Origin of the sequence: Sandarakinorhabdus sp. DWP1-3-1 (genome assembly GCF_049896705.1) — a bacterium.
Taxonomy (GTDB): domain Bacteria; phylum Pseudomonadota; class Alphaproteobacteria; order Sphingomonadales; family Sphingomonadaceae; genus Sandarakinorhabdus.
In genome coordinates this window covers 184,575-203,476 of record NZ_JAFCUV010000003.1, presented here as the reverse complement: position 1 = coordinate 203,476, position 18,902 = coordinate 184,575, and the positions used below count along the sequence as shown (strand labels likewise).

Below are 18,902 nucleotides of genomic sequence, written 5' to 3'. Positions count from 1 at the left end.
TCCCTCCCTTCGTCGAAAAACATACAGTCTGCATGCTTCCGTATCGGCTTAACAAACAGGCAGACTGTATGCAAGTGGGAATTGCCAGGCGACGCAATGCCGATCGCAGCGCAGAGATGCGCTCGCGCTTGATCGCGGCGGCGCGGCGACTTTTTGTCAGACAGGGCTATGCGCTGACCAGTACGCCAGCGATTGTTGCCGAAGCCGGCGTCACGCGCGGCGCGCTCTATCACCACTTTCCCGACAAGCGAGCGATTTTCGAGGCGGTGGTGACGGCTGAAGCCGCTGCCGTCGCCGACGCGATCGGGGCGGCCGATGCGGCCGGCATGTCGGCGCTGGCGCGGCTGCTCGTCGGCGCCGCCGCTTATGTCGAGACGATGCGTGAGGCCGGACGGGTGCAATTGCTGCTGGTGGAAGGCCCCGCCGTGCTTGGTCGTGACACGGTACGCCGGATCGAGGCGCAGCATGGCGACGCCAGCCTGCGGGTCGGCCTGGAGGAGGCCATGGCGGTCGGCGACCTGCCCGTCATGCCGATCGATGCTGTTGCGACGCTGTTGTCGGCGATGTTCGAGCGTGCCGCCATGGAGGTCGCGGAGGGCATGTCGCCATCCGACATCCTGCTCGCGATCGAGCAGATTGTCGGCGGTCTGGCGACCTTGAATGGGCGGCTTGGTCGCCGCCCCCCGCAATCGACTGCGGCGACGGCCTAGAAGCGGTATCCCAGTGCGGCACCGATCAGCCGGCGGTTGGCGCCGGTGACATAAGGTGAGGACACCGAATAATTGACCGAATCGAAGAAGCGGACGCCAGCGACAGGAGTGGCGACATCGAAGACATTGTTGGCGAAGACCTGCAGGCTGAGGCCGTTCCATCGCATCGTCGCGCGAAGGTCGACGATGGTGAAGCTGCCGAAGCTTTGCAGATTGTCGGCGCGGACGAAGGATTCGGACTGGTACTGCACGTCGCCGCGCAGTTCGAGCGAAGCCATTTCGCCGAACGGCAGGTTGATCCGCGGGCTGACCGTCACCTTGTGGTCGGGTACATAGGGCAACCGCTTGCCGTCGAAGTCGATCGCCGGCAGCCCGGCCAATGCCAGCGTCTGCGCCAGCGAATCGTCGATGAAGCGCGTGTAACGGGCATGGGTGTAGGCATAGTTGCCCGCCAGGGTGAACCAGTCGGTCAACTGGGCCGACAGTTCGACTTCGGCGCCGTGGATTTTCGAGGCGGCAACATTGCAGGTGTAGGTGCGGTTGGTCGAGGACCCGCCGGCGGTGACCGGTGCCTGGCAGGCCGCCTGCTGGTCCTGCCAGTCGGTGTAGAAGCCGGCGACGTTGAAGCGCAGCCTGCGGTCGAACAAGTCGCTCTTGAAGCCGATCTCGAAGTTGTCGCTGTATTCGGGCTGGTAGATGTTGTTGCCGAGGATGTTGAGCCCGGTGTTGAAACCGCCGGTCTTGGCGCCGCGGGCATAGCTGGCATAGAGCAGCTTGCTGTCGTCGATCTTGTAGTCGACGATCACGCGCGGCGTGGCGAAGCGAAACGTCTGGCTGCCGGGACCGCGGGCTGTCGCCGGCCCGGTCGTGCCGGCGGGGTTCTCGAAAACCTGGGCGAAGGTCTGCTTTTCATGCTCGTAGCGTAGCTCGCCAGTGACGCTGAGCGCGTCGCTGAAGCGATAGGTGCCCGATGCAAACACGGCGATCGAGCTGGTGCCGAGTGTGGTGCGCGGATATTTGTAGCGGCCTGCGGCGGCGGTATAGTCGGTGATCGCCAGCGTGCCGGGCAGGGTGATGCCGCGATCGGTGCCGACCGTGATGTTGTCGTAGTAGAACAGCCCGACCAGCCAATCGAACTTGCGTTTGCCCGAGGAGGCGACGCGGAATTCCTGGCTCCAGTCGCGGAAATAGCCGGTGTTCGAGGACAGCGCGAAATCGCTCTTGCCCTGCGGGATCGGTGGGGTGAACGGAGAACCGAAATTGGCGCAGCCGCCGGCGCGGTCGCAGAAGGTGTTGTCGCCGTCGAAGGTATATTCGGCGTTGCGCTTCGCATAGGCGGAGATCGACGAGAACGTAGCGCCGCCAAGATCATATTCGAAGGTGGCGCTGGCGCGGATCGATTCCTCGCGGTCGCCATAGCTGCCGCCGGGCAGGCCGGGCACCGGCAGCGTGTTGACGGTCACGCCGTTGGTGGCGATGTCGGGGACCTGCCCGATGTACAGCAGGTTGCGCCGCTGCGTCGCCGATCCGCCCGCCGGCACGCCCGGTGCGCTGTTGTTGCGGATGACACTCGACGGCGGCTGGCCATTGTCTTCCTTTGAATAGCTGACGCGGAACGTCGCCGTCAGCTTTTCGGTCGGGGTCAGCTCGATGGTGCCGATGCCGCCGTAGTTCTTGGCGAAATCGACCTTTCCACCGTCGATGGCGCTGGTGTACCAGCCGTCGAATTCACGATAAAAGCCGCCGACGCGGACGCGAATCTTGTCGGAAAGCGGCGCGCTGACGCTGCCGGCGATCTTGTACAGGCCGTTCTCGCCGACGGTGCCCTCGATGTTACCGGTCGGCACGTCCGACGGCCGCTGCGTTACATAGTTGATGGCACCCGAAAAGGTGTTGCGGCCATACAGTGCCGATTGCGGGCCCTTGACGACCTCGATTCGCTGCAAGTCGTTGAGCTCGAGATCGACGCCGGCCTTGCCCGACAGATAGATGCCGTCGAGGAAGACGCCGACATTGAGCTGGCCGAGCGTCTGGGCGGCGCCGCGGATGATCGGCAGTTGGTTCTGGGCGCCGAACAGCGGCGCATAGTTGAGGCCGGGGGTCAGCTTGGCGAGATCGGCGAGGCGTTCGATCCGGGCGGACTTGATGTCGGCGGCATCGAACGCGGTGATCGCGATCGGCACGTCCTGCAGGCGTTCGTTGCGCTTGCGGGCGGTGACGATGATTTCATTGCCGTCGGCACCGGCTGCCGTCGCGGCCGGCGACGGCGCGGTTTGCGCCAGGGTTGGTGTCGCAACGACGATCGCCGTGCCGAGCAAGAGGCGCGCAATCCGCATGGTCGTTTCCCCCGATTGGTACACAATCGCTGACAAGCCTTTCATCGACCCGATAATTTGTCCAGACAAATTGGCGCCGCCGCCTTGACATGGATCGGCCTTGTCACTCTTCTGCAACAGGGTTGTCAGGGATGGCGCAAGGCTGCGCCGCGTGGCCGGAAGGAAAAAGCGATGCTGTTCGCGTTGATTGCCGCGATGCTTGCCGCCGCCCCGATCGCCGCGCCGGTGGCCCCGGGTGTGGCGGCGCCGACCGACAAGGTTCCGACCGACATCCGCCGGCTGACCATCCTCGTTCGCGATGTCGATGCTTCGCTTAAGCTCTACCGCGATGTGCTCGGCCTGAAGGTCAATTATGACGCTGAAATCGCCGTGTCGGGCGTGGCGCTGCCGGCGGGGGTGCCGGGCAATAAGACCCGGCTGGTGCTGCTGAACGGCAACGACGCCTGGATCGGCTGGATCGGGCTGATGCAGTACACCGATCCGCCGCTGCCTGACCCCGGCCCCTATCCGACGCGACTGGCCCGCGGTGGCCATGTCCTGGTCACCAACACCGACGATGCGGCGAAACGCTGTGCGGCGGCAAAGGCGGTGCCGGGCGTCACCTTCACCGCCGATGCCCATGACAGCACATATCCCGGACGCAACGGCGCGCCGCCTATCCGGGTGCGGGGCTGCAACTTCTTCGACCCCGATGGGACGTTTATCGAACTGAACCAGATCCTACGCTGATTTCGCTATTTGGCCTTCGCCGCATCGAGCCGCTTCTTGAAATAGGTCCAGCTGGTCTCGTTGGGCCGGGCGTCGTCACCGGGTGGCGGCGCGGCATAGGTCGGATAAGTGCTGGCGATCTGCTCGCGGATGACCGCCGGCAGGCCGGCGATGCCCTCGACGGTGCCGCCGGTAGCGTTGAAGACCAGAACGCCGGGCCGTGATGCCATTTCCATCCACGGCAGGAACGGCGAAATTCGCACCCAGGCGATCGACGGCTTGGCGCGGGACTTGCTTGCATCGAGCAGATCGGCAGCCTCGGCGACGAAATCGAAGATCTCCATCGCGTGATACTGGTTGCCTGCCCACTGCTGGTATTCGCCGCCGAGCGGATTGGTGTAGAACAACGGCACCTCGGTCGGCATGAAGACCTTGCCGCCCTCGATGCGGGCGCCGAGATCGAAGGGCTTGCCGTCGCGGCCGACCGGAAACTGCGGAGCGCGCATGTTCACCGGATCATTGGCGACGTGGATGACCTCGACGCTCTTGCCGGTCCAGGGGTTGCTCCACGTTTTCAGCACGGCGCCGGTCGCGGGATCGAGATAGAACATCAGCTCGCGGCTGACCTGGCGGAAGCCGGTACCGCGGGCCGGGTCGGTGACCGTCACGCAGGTGCGGACGTTCATGCCCTCGACATTGAAAAGGTGGCGATCGGGTTCGCCTTCGACCCGCGAGAACACCTTGCCCGCCCAGTGATAGACGACGGCCTCGTTATCCTTCGTCGAACATTGCACCTTGCGCAGTGCGGTCAGGGCATCGGCCGGGTTCTTCAGGTCGAGCGTTCGGGCCGCGGCCGGCAACGCCGTGCCGATGATCGCCAGCGCCAACAGCCCCGCGCGTGCCCCGCCACCCATCGCATATCCCCTCGAAAGCGTGCCGCCGACTATACAAAGTTGTCCGGACAAAGTGCAAGCCGGGCCATGCGCCGTCAGTCGGCCGCCAGCCAGTCGCGCACCCGCGCATGGTCGCCGTGACGCCCGGCGGCGTGACCCGGCGCTGCCATCCGCGCATCGCGCAGGTCCTGCAGCGCCGTCATCAGCACCGCGAGCGGCGGACCGCTGGCGGTGATCTGGCCGAGATGCGCCGCGTCCAGCGTCTTCGCCGGTCCCTGGATGAAGCGGTCGACGAGCATGTCGTGATGCTGCCGCGCCGTTTCCCCGAACAATTCGCTGACCGCCAGCAGCAAGGCCGCGTTGCGCCGCAACGCGAAGCTCCCGTCGCCCGACGAGATCGCGGCCAACAGGCTGTCGAGCAGGCTCGGGTGCTGCATGCAGTCGCGGACGCGTTCCTGGTCCTCGGGCGGCATGAAGGCCATCTTGTCGGCGATCAGCTGGGCATAGCTCTGGTCGCGCGGGCTCGCGAGGCCCAGCAGCAGGTCGAGCTCGTTGATGCCCGAAAAATCGCCGGCGTTGGCGCCGCGAAACTCCTGCCGGCCGACGCGATAGGGTTTGTAATAGGGCCGCACGCTGAAAAAGAAGCGATCGGTGTCGAGACTGGCGAACAGCCGTTCGTTGATGACGATGACATCGCGCATGGCCGCGGCGGCGGCCTCCAGCAGCACATCGGCAACGGGATTGCTGATGTCGAGCGGCAGGATGCGGTGCAGGGCATCGGCGGCGCGTTGCATGCCCAGGATGGCGCGGGCGTTCTCGTCGATGAACAGGAACTCGTCGGCCAGCGTCGTGAAGCTTTTGCGCACCCCCGCGATGGCGCGGTTCCGGGTCGCCAGATGCGCCGTTGCAAAACGCGGTGCCATGCCGATCGAGGCGCCGGCCTGCAGCGCCAGAGAGGAGGCGGCCAGCAGCGGCGATCGGGTCTCGCGCGCCGGATTGGTGACTTCGTGGCGGCGCAGGGCCGCCATGTAGAGCCCGACATTGCCGAGGACCGCAAAGGCGCTTTCGAAGCCGCCGCCGGTATTGCCCTCCCGCGCCAGCGCTTCGGCATGGGCGTCGCCTTCGCTGCGTAGTGTCGCCTTGATGTCATCGCCGATGCCGTCGACATTGGCACGGTCGTCTTGCGCGAAGTACAGCTCTTCCAGCGCGGTGTTCATCGCGACGAATGCGGTGCGAATCCAGTGGTCAAAGGCAGCGGCCGTCTCGCTCATCATCGGTCCTTCGCTTGGCGCGCGGTCGACAGTCGTGCATCCTGCCCATCGGCTTTGCGCCGGGAATAGGTTTTGATCGGCATGAATGCCAGCGTTGCGGTCACGGGCTTCGATGTTCCGGATGGCGTCTACCTGCTGTCGCACTCGGTCGGCTGCCTGCCGCGCGATGCGGAGGCGGTGCTGTCCGAACGATTTTTCAAGCCGTGGCGCGAACAGGGCGGCAATGCCTGGCCAGGCTGGCTGGGCGAGATCGAGCGTTTCCGCGGCGCCATCGCGCGGCTGATCGGCGGTACGGCCGCCGGTGTGTGCCCGACGGCGAATGTCGCCGGCGCCGTGGCACGCATCCTCGATGCACTGCCGCCCCGTGCCGGGCGCACGACGCTGCTGCTGTGCGAGGAGGATTTTCCATCGCCGGCCTATGCCGTGCAGCGCGCCGGCCAACTGGGCCATGGTGTGCGTTTCCTGCCGCGCGGGCCGGCAGCGGAGGACGTTGCGACCTGGGACGCCGCGTTCGACGGCCGCGTCCAGGCGGCGCTGGTCACCCACGCCTTTTCCAATCGCAGCGCCCGCCTGCCGGTTGCAGAGATCACCCGGCTGGCGCGATCGCGCGGCATCTTCACGATCGTCGACGCCGTGCAATCGGCCGGCGTCGTACCGATCGACGTCGGTGACTGGTCGGCAGATTTCGTCGTCGGCACCTGCGTCAAGTTCCTGTGCGGCGGGCCCGGCGCCGGCTGGATGTGGGCGGCACCCGTGGCGCTGGCGGTGTCGCAACCGCGCGATGTCGGCTGGTTCTCCCACGCCGACCCGTTCGCCATGGATGTCCGCGATTTCCGCTACGCGCCCGACGCGCTGCGCTTCTGGGGCGGCACGCCGTCGGTGGCGCCCTTCATCCTCGCCGCCCATGCGCTCGAGGTGCTGCTCGGCATCGGCGTGCCCGCGATCCAGCAGCACAACCAGGACCTGATCGACCGCCTCCATGCCGCTGTCCCGGCCGGCACGATCGCGTCGGCGCTCGATCGCGAGCGCCGCGGCAATTGCGTGCTCGTCCGCGTGCCCGAGACGACGGCGGCAATGCAGCGTCTCGTCGAGGCCGGCATCCTCGCCGATGCCCGCGACGGGTGTGTTCGCGTCTCGCCGCATCTCTATTCGAGCGCCACGGACATCGATCGCCTGGTGGCGGCGCTCGCGTTCTAGACGGGCAGGGCGGTCTGGTATTTCACCTGCGACAGGGCAAAATGCGACGACGCGGTGCCGACGGAAGGGTGGCGCAGCAACGTCCGCATCAGGAAGCGTTCGTAATCCGCGACATCGGCGACGGCGATGCGCAGCAGATAGTCCCAATCGCCCGACATGGAATAGCAATCCATGATCTCGCGCTGGGCACGCACGAAATCGACAAAGGCCGCCACCGTCTCTGGTGCATGACTCTTCATTCGCACCTGGCAGATGATATTGATCGCACAGCCGAGCCGGGCGGCATCGACCAGCCGCACGCTGCCGAGCAGCAACCCGGCCGTCTCTAGCGCGCGGATCCGCCGCCAGCACGACGCCGCGGAGGCGCCGACCTGCGCGGCCAGCGCGGCGTTGCTCAGTGTCGCGTCGGACTGCAGGGCCGCGATGATGCGGCGGTCGATGGCATCGATCTGAATGGCCTGGTTCAACTTGACGGTCCTGTTGGCGATATCGTTCTGATCATCACCGTCAGCCTGCCATATTGAACGGCAAATTTCACATTTTTGTGAAACACTGTCGCCATGGACAATGACAGTATCGCAACGATTGATGCCCCGCCCACCGGCGCCGCCGCTGACTGGACGATCCCGCAGCGCTGGCAGGATTACACGCCGGCCGAACATGCGGTCTGGGACACGCTGTTCGCGCGGCAATCGGCGATGCTGCAGGGTCGTGCGTCGGATGCCTTCCTGCGCGGCATCGATGTGCTGAAGATGACACGGCCGGGCATTCCCGACTTCACCGAATTGTCGGAGCGGCTGATGGCGCTGACCGGCTGGCAGGTGGTGGCGGTTCCGGGCCTGGTCCCCGACGAGGTGTTCTTCGGCCATCTCGCCGAGCGTCGCTTTGTGTCCGGCCGCTTCATCCGCACCGCCGACCAGCTCGACTATCTCCAGGAACCTGATGTCTTCCACGATGTCTTCGGCCATGTGCCGCTGCTCGCCGACCCGGTGTTCGCCGACTACATTCAGGCCTATGGCCGCGGCGGGCTGCGCGCGGCCGGTGCCGGCGCGATCGCCCGGCTGTCGCGGCTTTACTGGTACACGGTGGAATTCGGCTTGGTGCGCGAGGCCGGGACGCTGAAGCTTTATGGCGCCGGCATCGTCTCGTCGCATGGCGAATCGCTCTATGCGCTCGATGATCCCAGCCCCAATCGCATCGGTTTCGATCTCGGGCGCATCATGCGCACGCCGTACCGCATCGACGACTATCAGCAGGCCTATTTCGTCATCGACAGCTTCGAGGACCTGCTGCGCCAGACGCTGGAGACGGATTTCGGACCGCTCTATGCCGAACTGGATGCCATGCCGGATCATGCCATCGGCTGCATCGTCCCGGGTGATACCGTCATCACCCGCGGCACGCAGGCGCGTGTGCAGCACCGATAGGGCCGGGTGGCGCCGCCGGGGTTGGCCGCTATAACATATCGGTGGAGGACTGATGCGGACCATCGATCTCAATGCCGATCTGGGGGAAGGCTATGGCCCCTGGACGATGGGCGACGACGCGGCGATGCTGGACATCGTCAGCAGTGCCAATGTCGCCTGTGGCGGCCACGCCAGCGATCCCGACACGATGGCGCGGACGTTGGGGTTGGCGAAAGCCCGCGGCGTCGTCACCGGCGCGCACCCGAGCTATCCCGACAAGGAAGGCTTTGGCCGTCGCCGGCTGCCGTCCACGCCCGACGAGATCGAGCATTTTGTGGCCGCGCAGGTCGGCGCGCTGATCGCCATCGGGCGGCTGGTCGGCCAGCCGGTGACCTATGTGAAGCCGCACGGCGCGCTGGGCAATGTCGCCGCCGCCGAGGTGCCGGTCGCCGCCGCCATCGTGCGGGCGGTGCGGGCGATCGATCCCGGCCTTGCCATCCTCGCCATCTCGGGCACGGCGCTGGAGACGGTTGCACGAGGCGAAGGTGTGCCGGCGTACAGCGAGATCTTTGCCGACCGGGGCTACACGCCCGCGGGGCAATTGGTGCCGCGCGCCGAGCCGGGTGCGATGATCACCGATCCAGGCGCCGCCAGCGACCGGCTACTGGCCTTTCTCGACAGCGGCGACATGCCGACCGTCGGCGGTGCGCCGGTGCGGCTGGCGGCGGATTCGGTCTGCATCCATGGCGACAGCGACCATGCCGTGGCGATGGCCCGGCACATTCGCGAGCGGTTCCTCGCTTGCGGGCTGGCGATCGCGCCGTTCATGGGGCTGTGACACCCGTCGCGAAACCCGTCGGCGATACCGGGCTGCTGTTCGAATTCGGCACGGAAATCGACCCGGCGGTGTTCGACCGCATTCTCGCCATCGATGCGTCACTGGCCGCCGACCTGCCAATGGGTGTGCAGGAAACCGTGCCGGCCTATGTCTCGCTGCTGCTGGTTTATGATCCACTGCTTACCGATGCGGCAACGCTGGAGGCCGAGGTGCGGGCGCGCATGTCCACCGCGACGGCAAATCCGCCGCCCGGCCGCGACCATGTCATCCCGATCTGCCGGGATGCCGACCTGGCGCCTGACCTTGCCGATGTCGCGGCGCAACTGGGGCTCGGGCCGGACGACGTGATGGACCGGCACCTCGCCGCCGAATATCGCGTCTACATGTACGGTTTCGCCCCCGGCTATGCCTATATGGACGGGGTGCCCCCGGCGCTGCACCTGCCGCGAAAGACGGTGCCGGTGCGCAGCCGCCCGGTCGGCAGCATCATGATCGCCGGCGGCCAGTGCCTGATCACCACGCTGCCGATGCCGACCGGGTGGTGGGTGATCGGTGCTACAACGACCGCGGTCCTGCGGCCGCACGACAGCAGTCCTTTCCTGTTCCAGCCGGGCGATCGCATCCGCTTCACGGCGCAGTCGCGCGCCGAATTCGACGCCGGTCGATGAGCCGCGCTGTCCTTCAGGTCGAAACGGCAGGGCCGCTGACGACGATCCAGGATGCCGGCCGTCCCGGGCATCGCCGCTTCGGCGTCACGCCCTCAGGCCCGGTCGATCGTCTCGGCTTTGCCGCCGCTCATGCCGCGCTCGGCAATCCACCCGGCGGCGCGGCGCTCGAGCTGTCCCACGGCGGCATCGTGCTGCGCTGCGTCGAGGGTGAGGTCGGTTTCGCGCTCACCGGCGGTGACTTCGCGGCCCGGCTCGATGGCGCGATGCTGGGTCGCTGGACGACCGGCGTGCTCCGCCCCGGCATGCGTCTTGCGATCCGTGACTCCAGCGCCGGCAATTGGGCGACGCTGGCCTTTGGCGGCACGTTGGAGGCGCGGCACTGGCTCGGCAGCGCGGCGACGCTGGCGTTGGCCGGCCTGGGGGGCGGCCGGGTGGCCGCGGGCGACACGCTGGTCATCGCGGCGCGCGTGCCCGGAGAGCGCAGTTCGATCGTGCCGCCGGTGCTGGATACCGGCCCGATCCGCGTCATCATCGGCCCACAGGATAACTATTTCGCACCGGCATCGGTCGCGGCGCTGCTCTCGCAGCCTTATGCCGCTGCCGCCGCTTTTGATCGAATGGGCATGGTGCTCGACGGGCCGCTGCTGCCGCCGCTGTCGGTGACCATGCTGTCGGCGCCGCTGCTGCGCGGCGCCATCCAGGTCAATGGCGCCGGCACGCCGACCATCCTGCTTGCCGATCACCAGACGACCGCCGGCTATCCGCGCATTGCGACGGTCATCGATGCGGATGTCGACCGTGCCGCCCAGTTGCGGCCCGGCGAGCCGTTGCGCTTTGCCGCCGTGACGGTGGCCGAAGCGATCGCGATTGCCCGGCAGTCCGCCGTGGCGCGCACCGCCTGGCTCGTGGCTGTCGCGGCGGGGCAGGGGTCGCTTGCCGAACGACTGTCGTCCGCAAACCTGATCGATGGCGTTATCGATGCCGTAACCGGTCTGTAACACTTGCTGTCCCAAGATTTGCGTTATAGCATTCGAGGTCTCGGCAACCTGAAAGGTTCGCAGCATGGGCGTCTCGCGATATATTCATTCGCATATGGGTGTTCCCATCCCGCACGGCTGCCCCGCATGAACCGCAACCCGGCCAGCCCATTCGCCCGCGATGACCAGTTTCGCCAGCGTGCCGCCCGGCGCCGCTTTGGCACCAACGTGTCGATGGTTGCGCTCGCCGCCATGGCTGCGCTGCTGGTCGCGGCGATGATCTACATCGTGGTCACGGTGGTGACATTGCTTGCCAATATGCTCGGCCAGCAGGCAACCGGCCGGATCGAGCAGCAGTCGCGCGCCGGTGTGGAGGTCGCTGTCGCGATCGCTGCGACGGCACTGCCCCGCGGCTAATCGGTCGCGCTAAAGCGCGCCGCTCGCCGATACGAAAATCGCCGCCAGCGCTTCGATGCCCGCCTGGTCCGCGGCATCGAACCGACCCGGCAACGGACTGTCGAGATCGAGCACGCCGATCAAGGCACCGTCCCGCAACAGCGGCACGACCAGTTCCGATCGCGAAGCCGCATCGCAGGCGATGTGGCCGGGAAATTCATGGACATCGGCAACCAGCTGGGTCGTCCGCGTTGCCGCCGCGGTGCCGCAGACGCCGCGGCCGATGGCGATGCGGATGCAGGCCGGCAGCCCCTGGAACGGCCCGAGCACCAGTTCGCCGTCGCGCAGGAAGTAGAACCCGGCCCAATTGAGGCCGGGCAGCAGGTTGTAGATCAGTGCCGCCGTGTTGGCGGCATTGGCGATGAGGTCGCGTTCATCCCCCAGCAGCCCGCGCAGTTGCTGGGCGAGATCGGCATAGGCCGCGGCCTTGTCGCCGATGAGCGGTTGCGCAACGAACGACATCAGCCGAGCCGCGCCAGCGCGGCGCCCAGGCGTTCGGCCTCCGCCGATCGCGCGGCATGGTCCTCGCGGGCCTTTTCGACCGCTTCGGGCTTGGCCTTTTCGGTAAAGCCGGGGGAATTGAGCCGGCCGGCAAGGGCGTCGCGCTCCTTCATGGCGGCGGCTCGGGCCTTGTCGAGCCGGGCCTGCTCGGCGGCGAGATCGACGACGCCTTCCAGCGGCAGCGCATAGGTTGCCTCGGCATGGACCAGTTGCAGCCGTCCACCAGTCGCCGGGGCGGTGGCGGGCACGATGCGCGCCAGCCGTTCAATGGCGGCGGCGTTGGCCGCCAGGCGCGCCGTTACATCGGCACTGGCGCCTTCGACGCTGTAGCCGAGCTTTGCACCCGGCGGCACGTTGAGCTCGGTGCGTGCCGAGCGGACTTCGCTGACGAGCCCGATAAGCCAGTCGATATCGGCGGCGGCTGCTGCATCGGCGGGCAGGTCGGACGCGACCCATTGCGCCACGACAAGGTCGTACGGCCGCGCCCCGAGCTTGTGCCACAGCTCCTCCGTCAGAAACGGCATGACCGGGTGCAGCATGACGAGGATCTGGTCGAGCGCCCAGCCGGTGACGGCGCGGGTCTCGGCGGCCACGGCAGGATCGGCGCCTTCCACCAGCAATGGCTTGGTCAACTCCAGATACCAGTCGCAGAAGCGGTTCCAGGTGAACTGGTAGATGGCGTCGGCATAGGCATCGAAGCGATAGGTGGCGACGGCGGTCTCCAGCGCGCGGGCGGTGGCCGCGACCTCGCCGATGATCCAGCGGTTGACGGCGGCCTCGGCCGGTGGTGGTGCGATCGACTGCGACGCGCCGATGCCGTTCGACTGGCAGAATCGCGCCGCGTTCCACAGCTTGGTCGCGAAGTTGCGATAACCCTCGACGCGTTTTTCATCGAGCTTGATGTCCCGGCCCTGGCTTTCCATCGCGGTCAGCGTGAAACGCAGTGCATCGGCGCCGTATTTGTCGATCAGCAGCAAGGGATCGACCGTATTTCCCTTGGATTTCGACATCTTGGCGCCCTTGGCGTCGCGGACGAGGCCATGGCAATAGACGGTCTTGAACGGCGGCACATCGTCCATGAAGTGGATGCCCTGCATCATCATCCGGGCGACCCAGAAGAAGATGATGTCGAAGCCGGTGACCAGTACGTCGCCGGGATAATGGCGCGCGAGATCGGCGGTATCGTCTGGCCAGCCGAGGGTGGCGAAGGGCCAGAGCGCGGAGGAGAACCAGGTGTCGAGGACGTCCTCGTCGCGGGTCAGCTCGACGCCACCGGCAAGGGCCTGAGCCTCGGCTTGGCTTTCGGCGACATAGCATCTGCCGTCGGGACCATACCACGCCGGGATCTGGTGCCCCCACCACAGCTGCCGCGACACGCACCATGGCTGGATGTTCTCCATCCAGTTGAAGTACGTCTTCTCCCAGGTCTTGGGCACGAACTGCGTTGCGCCTGAGCGCACCGCCGCCAGCGCCGGCGTCGCCAGTTTGGCGGCGTTCACATACCATTGATCGGTCAGGTAGGGCTCGATGACCACGCCCGAGCGGTCGCCATAGGGCACCTGGTGACGGTGCGGCTCGATCTTGTCGAGGAGGCCGAGTGCGTCGAAATCGGCGACGACCTTGGCCCGCGCCGCCTCGCGGGTCAGGCCGCGGTAATCGGGCGGGCAGGCGTCGCTCATCGTCGCATCGTCGTTCATCAGATTGATGACCGGGATGTTGGCCTCGGGATGGCGCTTGTAGACTTCGAAATCGTTGAAATCATGCGCCGCGGTGATCTTGACCGCACCCGATCCGAAATCGGCCTCGACATAGGGGTCGGTGATGATCGGGATCAGCCGGTCGACCAGCGGCAGCCGGCAACGCTTGCCGACATAATGCGCCATCTTGGGGTCGTCGGGGTTCACCGCGACGGCGCCGTCGCCGAGGATGGTTTCGGGGCGGGTTGTGGCAATGGCGATGAAGCCGCTGCCGTCCTCGAGCGGATAGCGGAAATGCCAGAGCTGGCCATCGATCTCGCGATACTCGACCTCCAGGTCCGAAATCGCGGTTTTCAGCTTGGGATCCCAATTGACCAGCCGCTTGTCGCGATACAGCAACCCCTCGTTGAACAGCGTCACGAAGACCCGGGTCACGGCCTTGTTGAAGCCCTCGTCCATCGTGAAGCGCTCATGCGCCCAGTCGCAGCTGGCGCCCAGGCGGCGCAGCTGGCGCGTGATGGTATCGCCGCTCGTCCGCTTCCAGTCCCACACGGTTTCGAGAAACGCCGCGCGCCCCATCTGCTGCCGAGTCGTACCCTGCGTGGATTCCGTCAGCTGGCGTTCGACGACCATCTGCGTCGCGATGCCGGCGTGATCGGTGCCGACCACCCAGCGCGCATCGCGCCCCTGCAGCCGGTGCCAGCGGATCAGCACGTCCTGCAGCGTGTTGTCGAGCGCATGGCCGATATGCAGTGATCCCGTGACGTTCGGCGGCGGGATGATGATGGTGAACGGCTTGGCATCGGGGCGATCGGGACGGAAAGCGCCGGTCGCTTCCCAATGGGCATACCAGCGCTGCTCGAAATCGGCCGGGGCAAAGGTCTTGTCGATAAGTGTCATGGCTGCGCTGTTAGCGGGTGCAGCAACTTCGCGAAAGCCCGGCGGTTTGCAGGGGCCACCGAACCGGGCATGATGGCGCGGGGAGACGCGCATGAGTGCCATCGAAGCCAGCCTGATGCTTGCAGCGGCGCGGGCCGGCGATATCACGCCGCTCGTGTATCAGCGTCTATTCGAGCGCCAGCCGGCGATGCAGGCCGAATTCTGGCGCGACGGCAGCGGCGCCATCCGCGGCGAAATGCTGTCGCGCGTGATCGAGACGATTCTCGATCTGGCGGGGCCCCGCGCCTATGCCGACCAGATGATCGACTGCGAGATCATCACCCATGATGCCTATGGCATCCCGCGATCGGTGTTCATCACCTTCTTTGCCACCGTCGCCGAGACCGTGGCGGCGATCGCCGGGCCCGACTGGACGCCCGAAATGGCCGCGGGCTGGGCGGGGCTGCTCTCCGACGTCGATGCCATTGTCGCGGCGGCGCCGAACCATGCGGGGTCCTGGACCGCCGCCCCGCGGGCCACGGCCTGACGCCGGCAATGCACGTCGAGCTAGTCGCCGACGATCAGTACAGCGGCAATGACGATCAGCGCAAAGCCCAGCGCCTGCCGCGGTGTCACCGCCTGGCCCAGAACGGTCGTCGAGAACAGCGCGAAGACCAGCAGCGAGATGATCTCCTGCAGGCCCTTCAGCTGCGGCGCGGTCAGCGTTGCCGAGCCGATGCGATTGGCCGGCACGGCAAAGCAATATTCGACGAACGCGATGCCCCAGCTGACCAGGATCACCGTCAGCAGCGGCACCGTCTTGAACTTCAGATGGCCGTACCAGGCGACGGTCATGAACAGGTTGGAGACCAGCAGCAGCGCCGCTGCTGTCAGGCCGGGCGACAGGCCGAACATCGGCCGGCCGTCAGTCCTTGCCGGTCAGGCGCCGGATCTCGGCCTGGGCGATGCGTTCCACGATTTCGGGCATGTTGGCGTCGAGCCATTGCTTCAGCATCGGCTCGAGCATCGCGCGCATCAGCCCTTCCAATGTCATGGGCTCACCGATCGCCAGCTCGCCGATATTGTCGGTGACCGGTACCGCTGCCGCCACGGGGGCTGGCGGCGCTTCCGGCGCCGGCGCCTGGCCTTCCTCGGTCATCCGCGACCGGATCGAGGACAGGATGGCATCGATATTCGGGGGAAGCTCGCTCATGCTGCAGGTCTAGTGCAGGAGACGGCGCGACTGCAAGCGAGGTCGCGGTCCTGGCTGTGCGCAGCAAAGAACTGATCCATGCTCAAAAGTTATTGCGGTGGCGCACCGGCGCTGGCACAGCAGCGCAGATGAGAGGACGGTTTGCTGCATGTTCAATTCGCTGCAGGCAGGCTCGGTCGCTCGTTCGGGTTTTTCGAAAAGGCGCGACAACCGCGGCTTGCCAATCGCGTGACCGGCACTATACAGCCAGTGTTATGGTCAAGTGATACAGTTGGGCGACGATGGCTAAGAGGATTTCGGCGTTGACGAGTTTGAAGGTCCTGGCCTGGAGCCGCGCCGGCGCGATGACCGCAGCCCTGGCCCTGGCGGTGCCTGGCGCTGCGGAAACGCTGCCCGGAGCGCTGGCCAAGGCCTATCGCACCAATCCGACGTTGAATGCCGCGCGGTCGAACCAGCTGGCGAATGATGAGAATGTGCCGATCCAGCGCGCGGCCGGCCTGCCGAGCGCCAACGTCACGTCGACATTCAACGAAAACCTGCTGATCCCGCCTGGCCAGTTCGTGGTGATCCCGCGCCAGCTGCAGTCCCAGGCGCAGATCAATGTGCCGCTGTACAATGGCGGCCGCATCAAGAATGCCGTCCGTGCCGCCAACGGCCGGATCGCCGCGGGCGAGGAGCAGCTGCGCGCGACCGAGGCCAGTGTCTTCAGCCAGGTGGTCGCCGCCTATAGCGACGTGCTGCGTGACATGGCCATTGTCGAGTTCAACCGCGCCAACATCCGTAACCTCGACGTCACGCTGCGACAGTCGCGTGACCGGTTCGAGGTCGGCGACGTCACCCGTACCGATGTGGCGCAGGCGGAGGCGCGTCTGGCGCAGGCGCGTGGTGACCTGGCGAATGCCGAATCGAACCTGATCGCGTCGAAGGAACGCTATATCCAGCAGGTCGGGGAGGCGCCCGATGCGCTGACCCCGCCGCCACCGCTGCCCGGGCTGCCGGAACAGGTCGAAGACGCGGTGGCGATTGCGATTCGGGAAAACCCCGACATTGCCGCGGCGCTGCGCAACCTGGAGGCGACCGGCTATGACGTCAAAACCGTCCGTGCCGGGCGGCTACCGACGGTCAGCGCCTTCGGCACGCTCAGCCGGTCGGACAATTTCGGCAGCGCCGTCGTGCCGCCGGGCTTTCCCGCCCAGCCGACATCGCAGACGTCGGGGGTTCTCGGCCTGCAGCTGAACCTGCCGATCTACCAGGGTGGCCTGCCTGCGGCGCAGATCCGCCAGGCGCAGGCGCGCCAGTCCGAAGCGCTGGAAAACCAGATCGGCACCGAACGCCAGGTCGTGCAGACCGTGCGCGCTGCCTTTGCCAGCTGGAAGGCCAGCGTATCGGTCATCGCCGCCGCCGACGCGGCGATTTCGGCAAACAGCCTGTCGCTAGAGGGCGTGCGCGCCGAAAACGGCGTGGGCACGCGCACGATCATCGAAGTGCTGAATGCCGAGCAGGAGCTGAACAATGCCCGGGTGTTGCTGGCAACGGCGCGTCGCAACGCCTATGTCGCCGCCTTCACGCTGATCGCGGCGATGGGCAATGCGGAAGCCCGCGATCTCAGCCTCGACGGCGTCACGCTGTACGATGTCAAGCGGAATGCCCGGCTGGCGCGTGGCAGCTATTTCGACTGGTCGGGGCGGCCGGTGCCGCCGCAGCGATCGACCCGGACGGTCAACACCCCGGCGCAGGATGCGAGCATCCAGGGCCCGCCGCAGCCCTGACGCCGGTCAAAAGGCAAAGGCGCGCGGCCATTCAAAGCCAGGCAGCGGCTTTGCCGCGACTTCGAGGAACGGCAGGCCGCCGATGCGGCTGCTACCGCCCGGGCCGGTGACCAGCGGGCCGACCGAGGCCCGACCGATGCCGCCGTCGCGCACCACTGCGGCGACCCGGCCATGCGGCTGCAACTGGGCGGCAATGGCGGCGGGCACCGTTTCGATGGCGCCTTCGAACAGGATGAGGTCATAGGGTGCCGCGGCGGCGTGGCCGGCGACGAGCGGCGCCTCCATCACGTCGGTGCCGGAAGTCCGCGCCAGTTCCAGCAGGCCGGGATCGCTCTCGACGGCGACGACGCTGGCGCCCATGTGCCGCAACACTGCCGCCGTGTAGCCGCCGGCGGCACCGATCACGAGAATCTTGTCGCCGGGGACAACGCGCGCGTTCTGCAACAGCAGCGCCAGCACCATCGGTTCGAGCAACCAGCGTCGGACAGCGATCTCCAGCGCGGCGTCGGCATAGGCGAGACCCCGCAGCGCGGGCGGCAAGAAATCCTCGCGTGGAATCTCTGCCATGGCGGCCAGCACAGCGGGATCGATGACGCCGACGGTGCGCAGTTGGCTGTTGATCATCGTCTGGCGGCGCTGGGCGCTCGTCATTTCCGCAATGTGGCTGTCGGCAAGGCTGGTCACGTCGGGTCTCGCATGATCTGAGGCTGTCGGGGCTGGACAACCGTATCGCAGTCGAATTCGTATGACGGCGGCTTCCGTCTAGCTATCAAGGTTGCCCTCGCCAAGCACCTTCGCTAGGGGAGGCGTCCCGACGCCGTTGGCGTGGGCCCGATGGCGGAGTGGTGACGTAACGGACTGCAAATCCGTGAACCCGGGTTCGATTCCCGGTCGGGCCTCCAACGCGCAGCGCCGCGAGCGCGCGATCCGCGCGCCGGCAGGCGCAAGCAGGGCGGTCAGCGAGGCGACCGGCCGAGCCGTTCGATCTCGTCTGCGTCAGCGCGGGCGTTGCCCGCGCCCCTGCGACCTTGAGCGAATTTCACGCGGGATTGTCCCGCACATGCGCCTCCAGCTCGTCGAAAAACCGTTCCAGATTGTGCAGCACGTTGACCTTGAACTCGTAATTCACCTCCGGTGAGTTCGACTCGATGATCGGTGATTCGTCGACTTTTTCGGCATAGGCCGCGGCAACGGTCTTCACATAGTCGGGGGTCAGCTTGATTTCGCCCATGCGGTCGAGGATGCGCAGCTGGACGATCATCATCTGGCGCACCAGCATCTCAAGCGCGGTGATGCGGGCAACGGCGGCGACGGCATCGAGCTCGACGGATTCGTCTTCGTTCATAACCGCGAGTTTAGCGACGGTTGCGGCAAGGGGAAGTC

At 66.5% G+C, this 18,902-nt stretch carries 20 protein-coding genes and 1 tRNA gene; 11 read left to right on the top strand and 10 right to left on the bottom strand.

Features of this window, described 5'->3' with window-relative positions; all coding sequences use genetic code 11:
- Window positions 1–32: 32 nt before the first annotated feature.
- On the top strand, window positions 33–710 hold the full coding sequence (locus ACP7AI_RS14680) for a helix-turn-helix domain-containing protein (RefSeq protein WP_426168864.1): 678 nt from the start codon (window positions 33–35) through the stop codon (window positions 708–710).
- Here ACP7AI_RS14680 and ACP7AI_RS14675 read toward each other — a convergent pair.
- Window positions 707–3,046 (bottom strand): TonB-dependent receptor, encoded by a 2,340-nt coding sequence (locus ACP7AI_RS14675; RefSeq protein WP_426168861.1) that lies wholly within the window; start codon window positions 3,044–3,046, stop codon window positions 707–709. The genes ACP7AI_RS14680 and ACP7AI_RS14675 overlap by 4 nt on opposite strands.
- Before the next feature lie 171 nt (window positions 3,047–3,217).
- Between ACP7AI_RS14675 and ACP7AI_RS14670 the strand changes: the two genes are divergently transcribed.
- The gene (locus ACP7AI_RS14670; protein WP_426168859.1) at window positions 3,218–3,775 is read left to right on the top strand and encodes a VOC family protein; all 558 of its coding nucleotides are present in this window, start codon (window positions 3,218–3,220) and stop codon (window positions 3,773–3,775) included.
- Between the two features lie 5 nt (window positions 3,776–3,780).
- Here the strand turns inward: ACP7AI_RS14670 and ACP7AI_RS14665 are convergent, their stop codons facing one another.
- Both ACP7AI_RS14665 and ACP7AI_RS14660 read right to left on the bottom strand, forming a co-directional pair.
- Complete coding sequence (locus tag ACP7AI_RS14665; protein ID WP_426168857.1) at window positions 3,781–4,668, bottom strand: DUF1838 family protein; 888 nt, start codon at window positions 4,666–4,668, stop codon at window positions 3,781–3,783.
- A gap of 74 nt (window positions 4,669–4,742) precedes the next feature.
- Window positions 4,743–5,918 (bottom strand): PrnB family protein, encoded by a 1,176-nt coding sequence (locus ACP7AI_RS14660; RefSeq protein WP_426168855.1) that lies wholly within the window; start codon window positions 5,916–5,918, stop codon window positions 4,743–4,745.
- An 81-nt stretch (window positions 5,919–5,999) separates the two neighbouring features.
- Between ACP7AI_RS14660 and ACP7AI_RS14655 the strand changes: the two genes are divergently transcribed.
- Window positions 6,000–7,115, top strand: a complete 1,116-nt coding sequence (locus ACP7AI_RS14655) for an aminotransferase class V-fold PLP-dependent enzyme (protein ID WP_426168852.1) — start codon at window positions 6,000–6,002, stop codon at window positions 7,113–7,115.
- Here the strand turns inward: ACP7AI_RS14655 and ACP7AI_RS14650 are convergent.
- Window positions 7,112–7,582, bottom strand: coding sequence for an Lrp/AsnC family transcriptional regulator (locus tag ACP7AI_RS14650; RefSeq protein WP_426168850.1), 471 nt, complete (start codon window positions 7,580–7,582; stop codon window positions 7,112–7,114). The two genes, ACP7AI_RS14655 and ACP7AI_RS14650, sit on opposite strands and share 4 nt — an antisense overlap.
- Window positions 7,583–7,675: 93 nt before the next feature.
- Between ACP7AI_RS14650 and phhA the strand changes: the two genes are divergently transcribed.
- The 5 genes from phhA to ACP7AI_RS14625 all read left to right on the top strand — a co-directional run bounded on the left by phhA (window position 7,676) and on the right by ACP7AI_RS14625 (window position 11,421).
- Window positions 7,676–8,542 (top strand): phenylalanine 4-monooxygenase, encoded by an 867-nt coding sequence (gene phhA / locus ACP7AI_RS14645; protein WP_426168847.1) that lies wholly within the window; start codon window positions 7,676–7,678, stop codon window positions 8,540–8,542.
- 52 nt (window positions 8,543–8,594) lie between these two features.
- Window positions 8,595–9,359 carry a LamB/YcsF family protein gene (locus ACP7AI_RS14640; protein WP_426168845.1) on the top strand — a complete coding sequence of 255 codons (765 nt, stop codon included), beginning with the start codon at window positions 8,595–8,597 and terminating at the stop codon, window positions 9,357–9,359.
- Window positions 9,356–10,027, top strand: a complete 672-nt coding sequence (locus ACP7AI_RS14635) for a 5-oxoprolinase subunit B family protein (protein ID WP_426168842.1) — start codon at window positions 9,356–9,358, stop codon at window positions 10,025–10,027. The genes ACP7AI_RS14640 and ACP7AI_RS14635 overlap by 4 nt, the downstream gene beginning before the upstream one ends.
- Complete coding sequence (locus ACP7AI_RS14630) at window positions 10,024–11,025, top strand: biotin-dependent carboxyltransferase family protein (RefSeq protein WP_426168840.1); 1,002 nt, start codon at window positions 10,024–10,026, stop codon at window positions 11,023–11,025. The genes ACP7AI_RS14635 and ACP7AI_RS14630 overlap by 4 nt, the downstream gene beginning before the upstream one ends.
- A 126-nt stretch (window positions 11,026–11,151) precedes the next feature.
- The gene (locus ACP7AI_RS14625) at window positions 11,152–11,421 is read left to right on the top strand and encodes a hypothetical protein (protein WP_426168837.1); all 270 of its coding nucleotides are present in this window, start codon (window positions 11,152–11,154) and stop codon (window positions 11,419–11,421) included.
- 9 nt (window positions 11,422–11,430) lie between these two features.
- On the opposite strand, the gene ACP7AI_RS14620 is transcribed toward ACP7AI_RS14625, so the two are convergent.
- Together ACP7AI_RS14620 and ACP7AI_RS14615 are read right to left on the bottom strand one after the other, a co-directional pair.
- Window positions 11,431–11,922 (bottom strand): GAF domain-containing protein, encoded by a 492-nt coding sequence (locus tag ACP7AI_RS14620; RefSeq protein WP_426168834.1) that lies wholly within the window; start codon window positions 11,920–11,922, stop codon window positions 11,431–11,433.
- Window positions 11,922–14,558: a valine--tRNA ligase gene (locus ACP7AI_RS14615; protein ID WP_426168832.1), complete on the bottom strand. Its 2,637-nt coding sequence runs from the start codon at window positions 14,556–14,558 to the stop codon at window positions 11,922–11,924. The genes ACP7AI_RS14620 and ACP7AI_RS14615 overlap by 1 nt, the downstream gene beginning before the upstream one ends.
- Window positions 14,559–14,649: 91 nt before the next feature.
- Here ACP7AI_RS14615 and ACP7AI_RS14610 point away from each other — a divergent pair, with 91 nt between their 5' ends.
- Window positions 14,650–15,084 carry a hypothetical protein gene (locus tag ACP7AI_RS14610; protein ID WP_426168829.1) on the top strand — a complete coding sequence of 145 codons (435 nt, stop codon included), beginning with the start codon at window positions 14,650–14,652 and terminating at the stop codon, window positions 15,082–15,084.
- 20 nt (window positions 15,085–15,104) lie between these two features.
- On the opposite strand, the gene ACP7AI_RS14605 is transcribed toward ACP7AI_RS14610, so the two are convergent.
- A complete protein-coding gene (locus ACP7AI_RS14605; protein ID WP_426168827.1) occupies window positions 15,105–15,452 on the bottom strand; it encodes a DMT family protein in 348 nt (115 codons plus the stop codon).
- Between the two features lie 10 nt (window positions 15,453–15,462).
- Complete coding sequence (locus tag ACP7AI_RS14600; RefSeq protein WP_426168824.1) at window positions 15,463–15,750, bottom strand: DUF2497 domain-containing protein; 288 nt, start codon at window positions 15,748–15,750, stop codon at window positions 15,463–15,465.
- Between the two features lie 302 nt (window positions 15,751–16,052).
- On the opposite strand from ACP7AI_RS14600, the gene ACP7AI_RS14595 reads away from it, so the two are divergent.
- A complete protein-coding gene (locus ACP7AI_RS14595) occupies window positions 16,053–17,519 on the top strand; it encodes a TolC family outer membrane protein (protein ID WP_426168823.1) in 1,467 nt (488 codons plus the stop codon).
- A 6-nt stretch (window positions 17,520–17,525) separates the two neighbouring features.
- Here ACP7AI_RS14595 and ACP7AI_RS14590 read toward each other — a convergent pair whose 3' ends face one another.
- Entirely contained in the window at window positions 17,526–18,170 is a 645-nt protein-coding gene (locus ACP7AI_RS14590; protein WP_426168820.1) for a protein-L-isoaspartate O-methyltransferase family protein, read from the bottom strand.
- Between the two features lie 177 nt (window positions 18,171–18,347).
- On the opposite strand from ACP7AI_RS14590, the gene ACP7AI_RS14585 reads away from it, so the two are divergent.
- A tRNA-Cys gene (locus ACP7AI_RS14585) sits at window positions 18,348–18,421 on the top strand.
- 137 nt (window positions 18,422–18,558) lie between these two features.
- Here the strand turns inward: ACP7AI_RS14585 and ACP7AI_RS14580 are convergent.
- Complete coding sequence (locus ACP7AI_RS14580; protein WP_426168817.1) at window positions 18,559–18,864, bottom strand: hypothetical protein; 306 nt, start codon at window positions 18,862–18,864, stop codon at window positions 18,559–18,561.
- Window positions 18,865–18,902: the final 38 nt, after the last annotated feature.

Bases quoted from the DNA above. Each gene is read 5' to 3' on its own strand.
- ACP7AI_RS14665 (WP_426168857.1), bottom strand. From the start codon at position 4,668: ATGGGTGGCGGGGCACGCGCGGGGCTGTTGGCGCTGGCGATCATCGGC.
- ACP7AI_RS14630 (WP_426168840.1), top strand. From the start codon at position 10,024: ATGAGCCGCGCTGTCCTTCAGGTCGAAACGGCAGGGCCGCTGACGACG.
- ACP7AI_RS14670 (WP_426168859.1), top strand. From the start codon at position 3,218: ATGCTGTTCGCGTTGATTGCCGCGATGCTTGCCGCCGCCCCGATCGCC.
- ACP7AI_RS14675 (WP_426168861.1), bottom strand. From the start codon at position 3,046: ATGCGGATTGCGCGCCTCTTGCTCGGCACGGCGATCGTCGTTGCGACA.
- ACP7AI_RS14615 (WP_426168832.1), bottom strand. From the start codon at position 14,558: ATGACACTTATCGACAAGACCTTTGCCCCGGCCGATTTCGAGCAGCGC.
- ACP7AI_RS14620 (WP_426168834.1), bottom strand. From the start codon at position 11,922: ATGTCGTTCGTTGCGCAACCGCTCATCGGCGACAAGGCCGCGGCCTAT.
- ACP7AI_RS14600 (WP_426168824.1), bottom strand. From the start codon at position 15,750: ATGAGCGAGCTTCCCCCGAATATCGATGCCATCCTGTCCTCGATCCGG.
- ACP7AI_RS14625 (WP_426168837.1), top strand. From the start codon at position 11,152: ATGAACCGCAACCCGGCCAGCCCATTCGCCCGCGATGACCAGTTTCGC.
- ACP7AI_RS14655 (WP_426168852.1), top strand. From the start codon at position 6,000: ATGAATGCCAGCGTTGCGGTCACGGGCTTCGATGTTCCGGATGGCGTC.
- phhA (WP_426168847.1), top strand. From the start codon at position 7,676: ATGGACAATGACAGTATCGCAACGATTGATGCCCCGCCCACCGGCGCC.
- ACP7AI_RS14590 (WP_426168820.1), bottom strand. From the start codon at position 18,170: ATGACGAGCGCCCAGCGCCGCCAGACGATGATCAACAGCCAACTGCGC.
- ACP7AI_RS14605 (WP_426168827.1), bottom strand. From the start codon at position 15,452: ATGTTCGGCCTGTCGCCCGGCCTGACAGCAGCGGCGCTGCTGCTGGTC.
- ACP7AI_RS14640 (WP_426168845.1), top strand. From the start codon at position 8,595: ATGCGGACCATCGATCTCAATGCCGATCTGGGGGAAGGCTATGGCCCC.
- ACP7AI_RS14660 (WP_426168855.1), bottom strand. From the start codon at position 5,918: ATGAGCGAGACGGCCGCTGCCTTTGACCACTGGATTCGCACCGCATTC.
- ACP7AI_RS14680 (WP_426168864.1), top strand. From the start codon at position 33: ATGCTTCCGTATCGGCTTAACAAACAGGCAGACTGTATGCAAGTGGGA.
- ACP7AI_RS14610 (WP_426168829.1), top strand. From the start codon at position 14,650: ATGAGTGCCATCGAAGCCAGCCTGATGCTTGCAGCGGCGCGGGCCGGC.
- ACP7AI_RS14580 (WP_426168817.1), bottom strand. From the start codon at position 18,864: ATGAACGAAGACGAATCCGTCGAGCTCGATGCCGTCGCCGCCGTTGCC.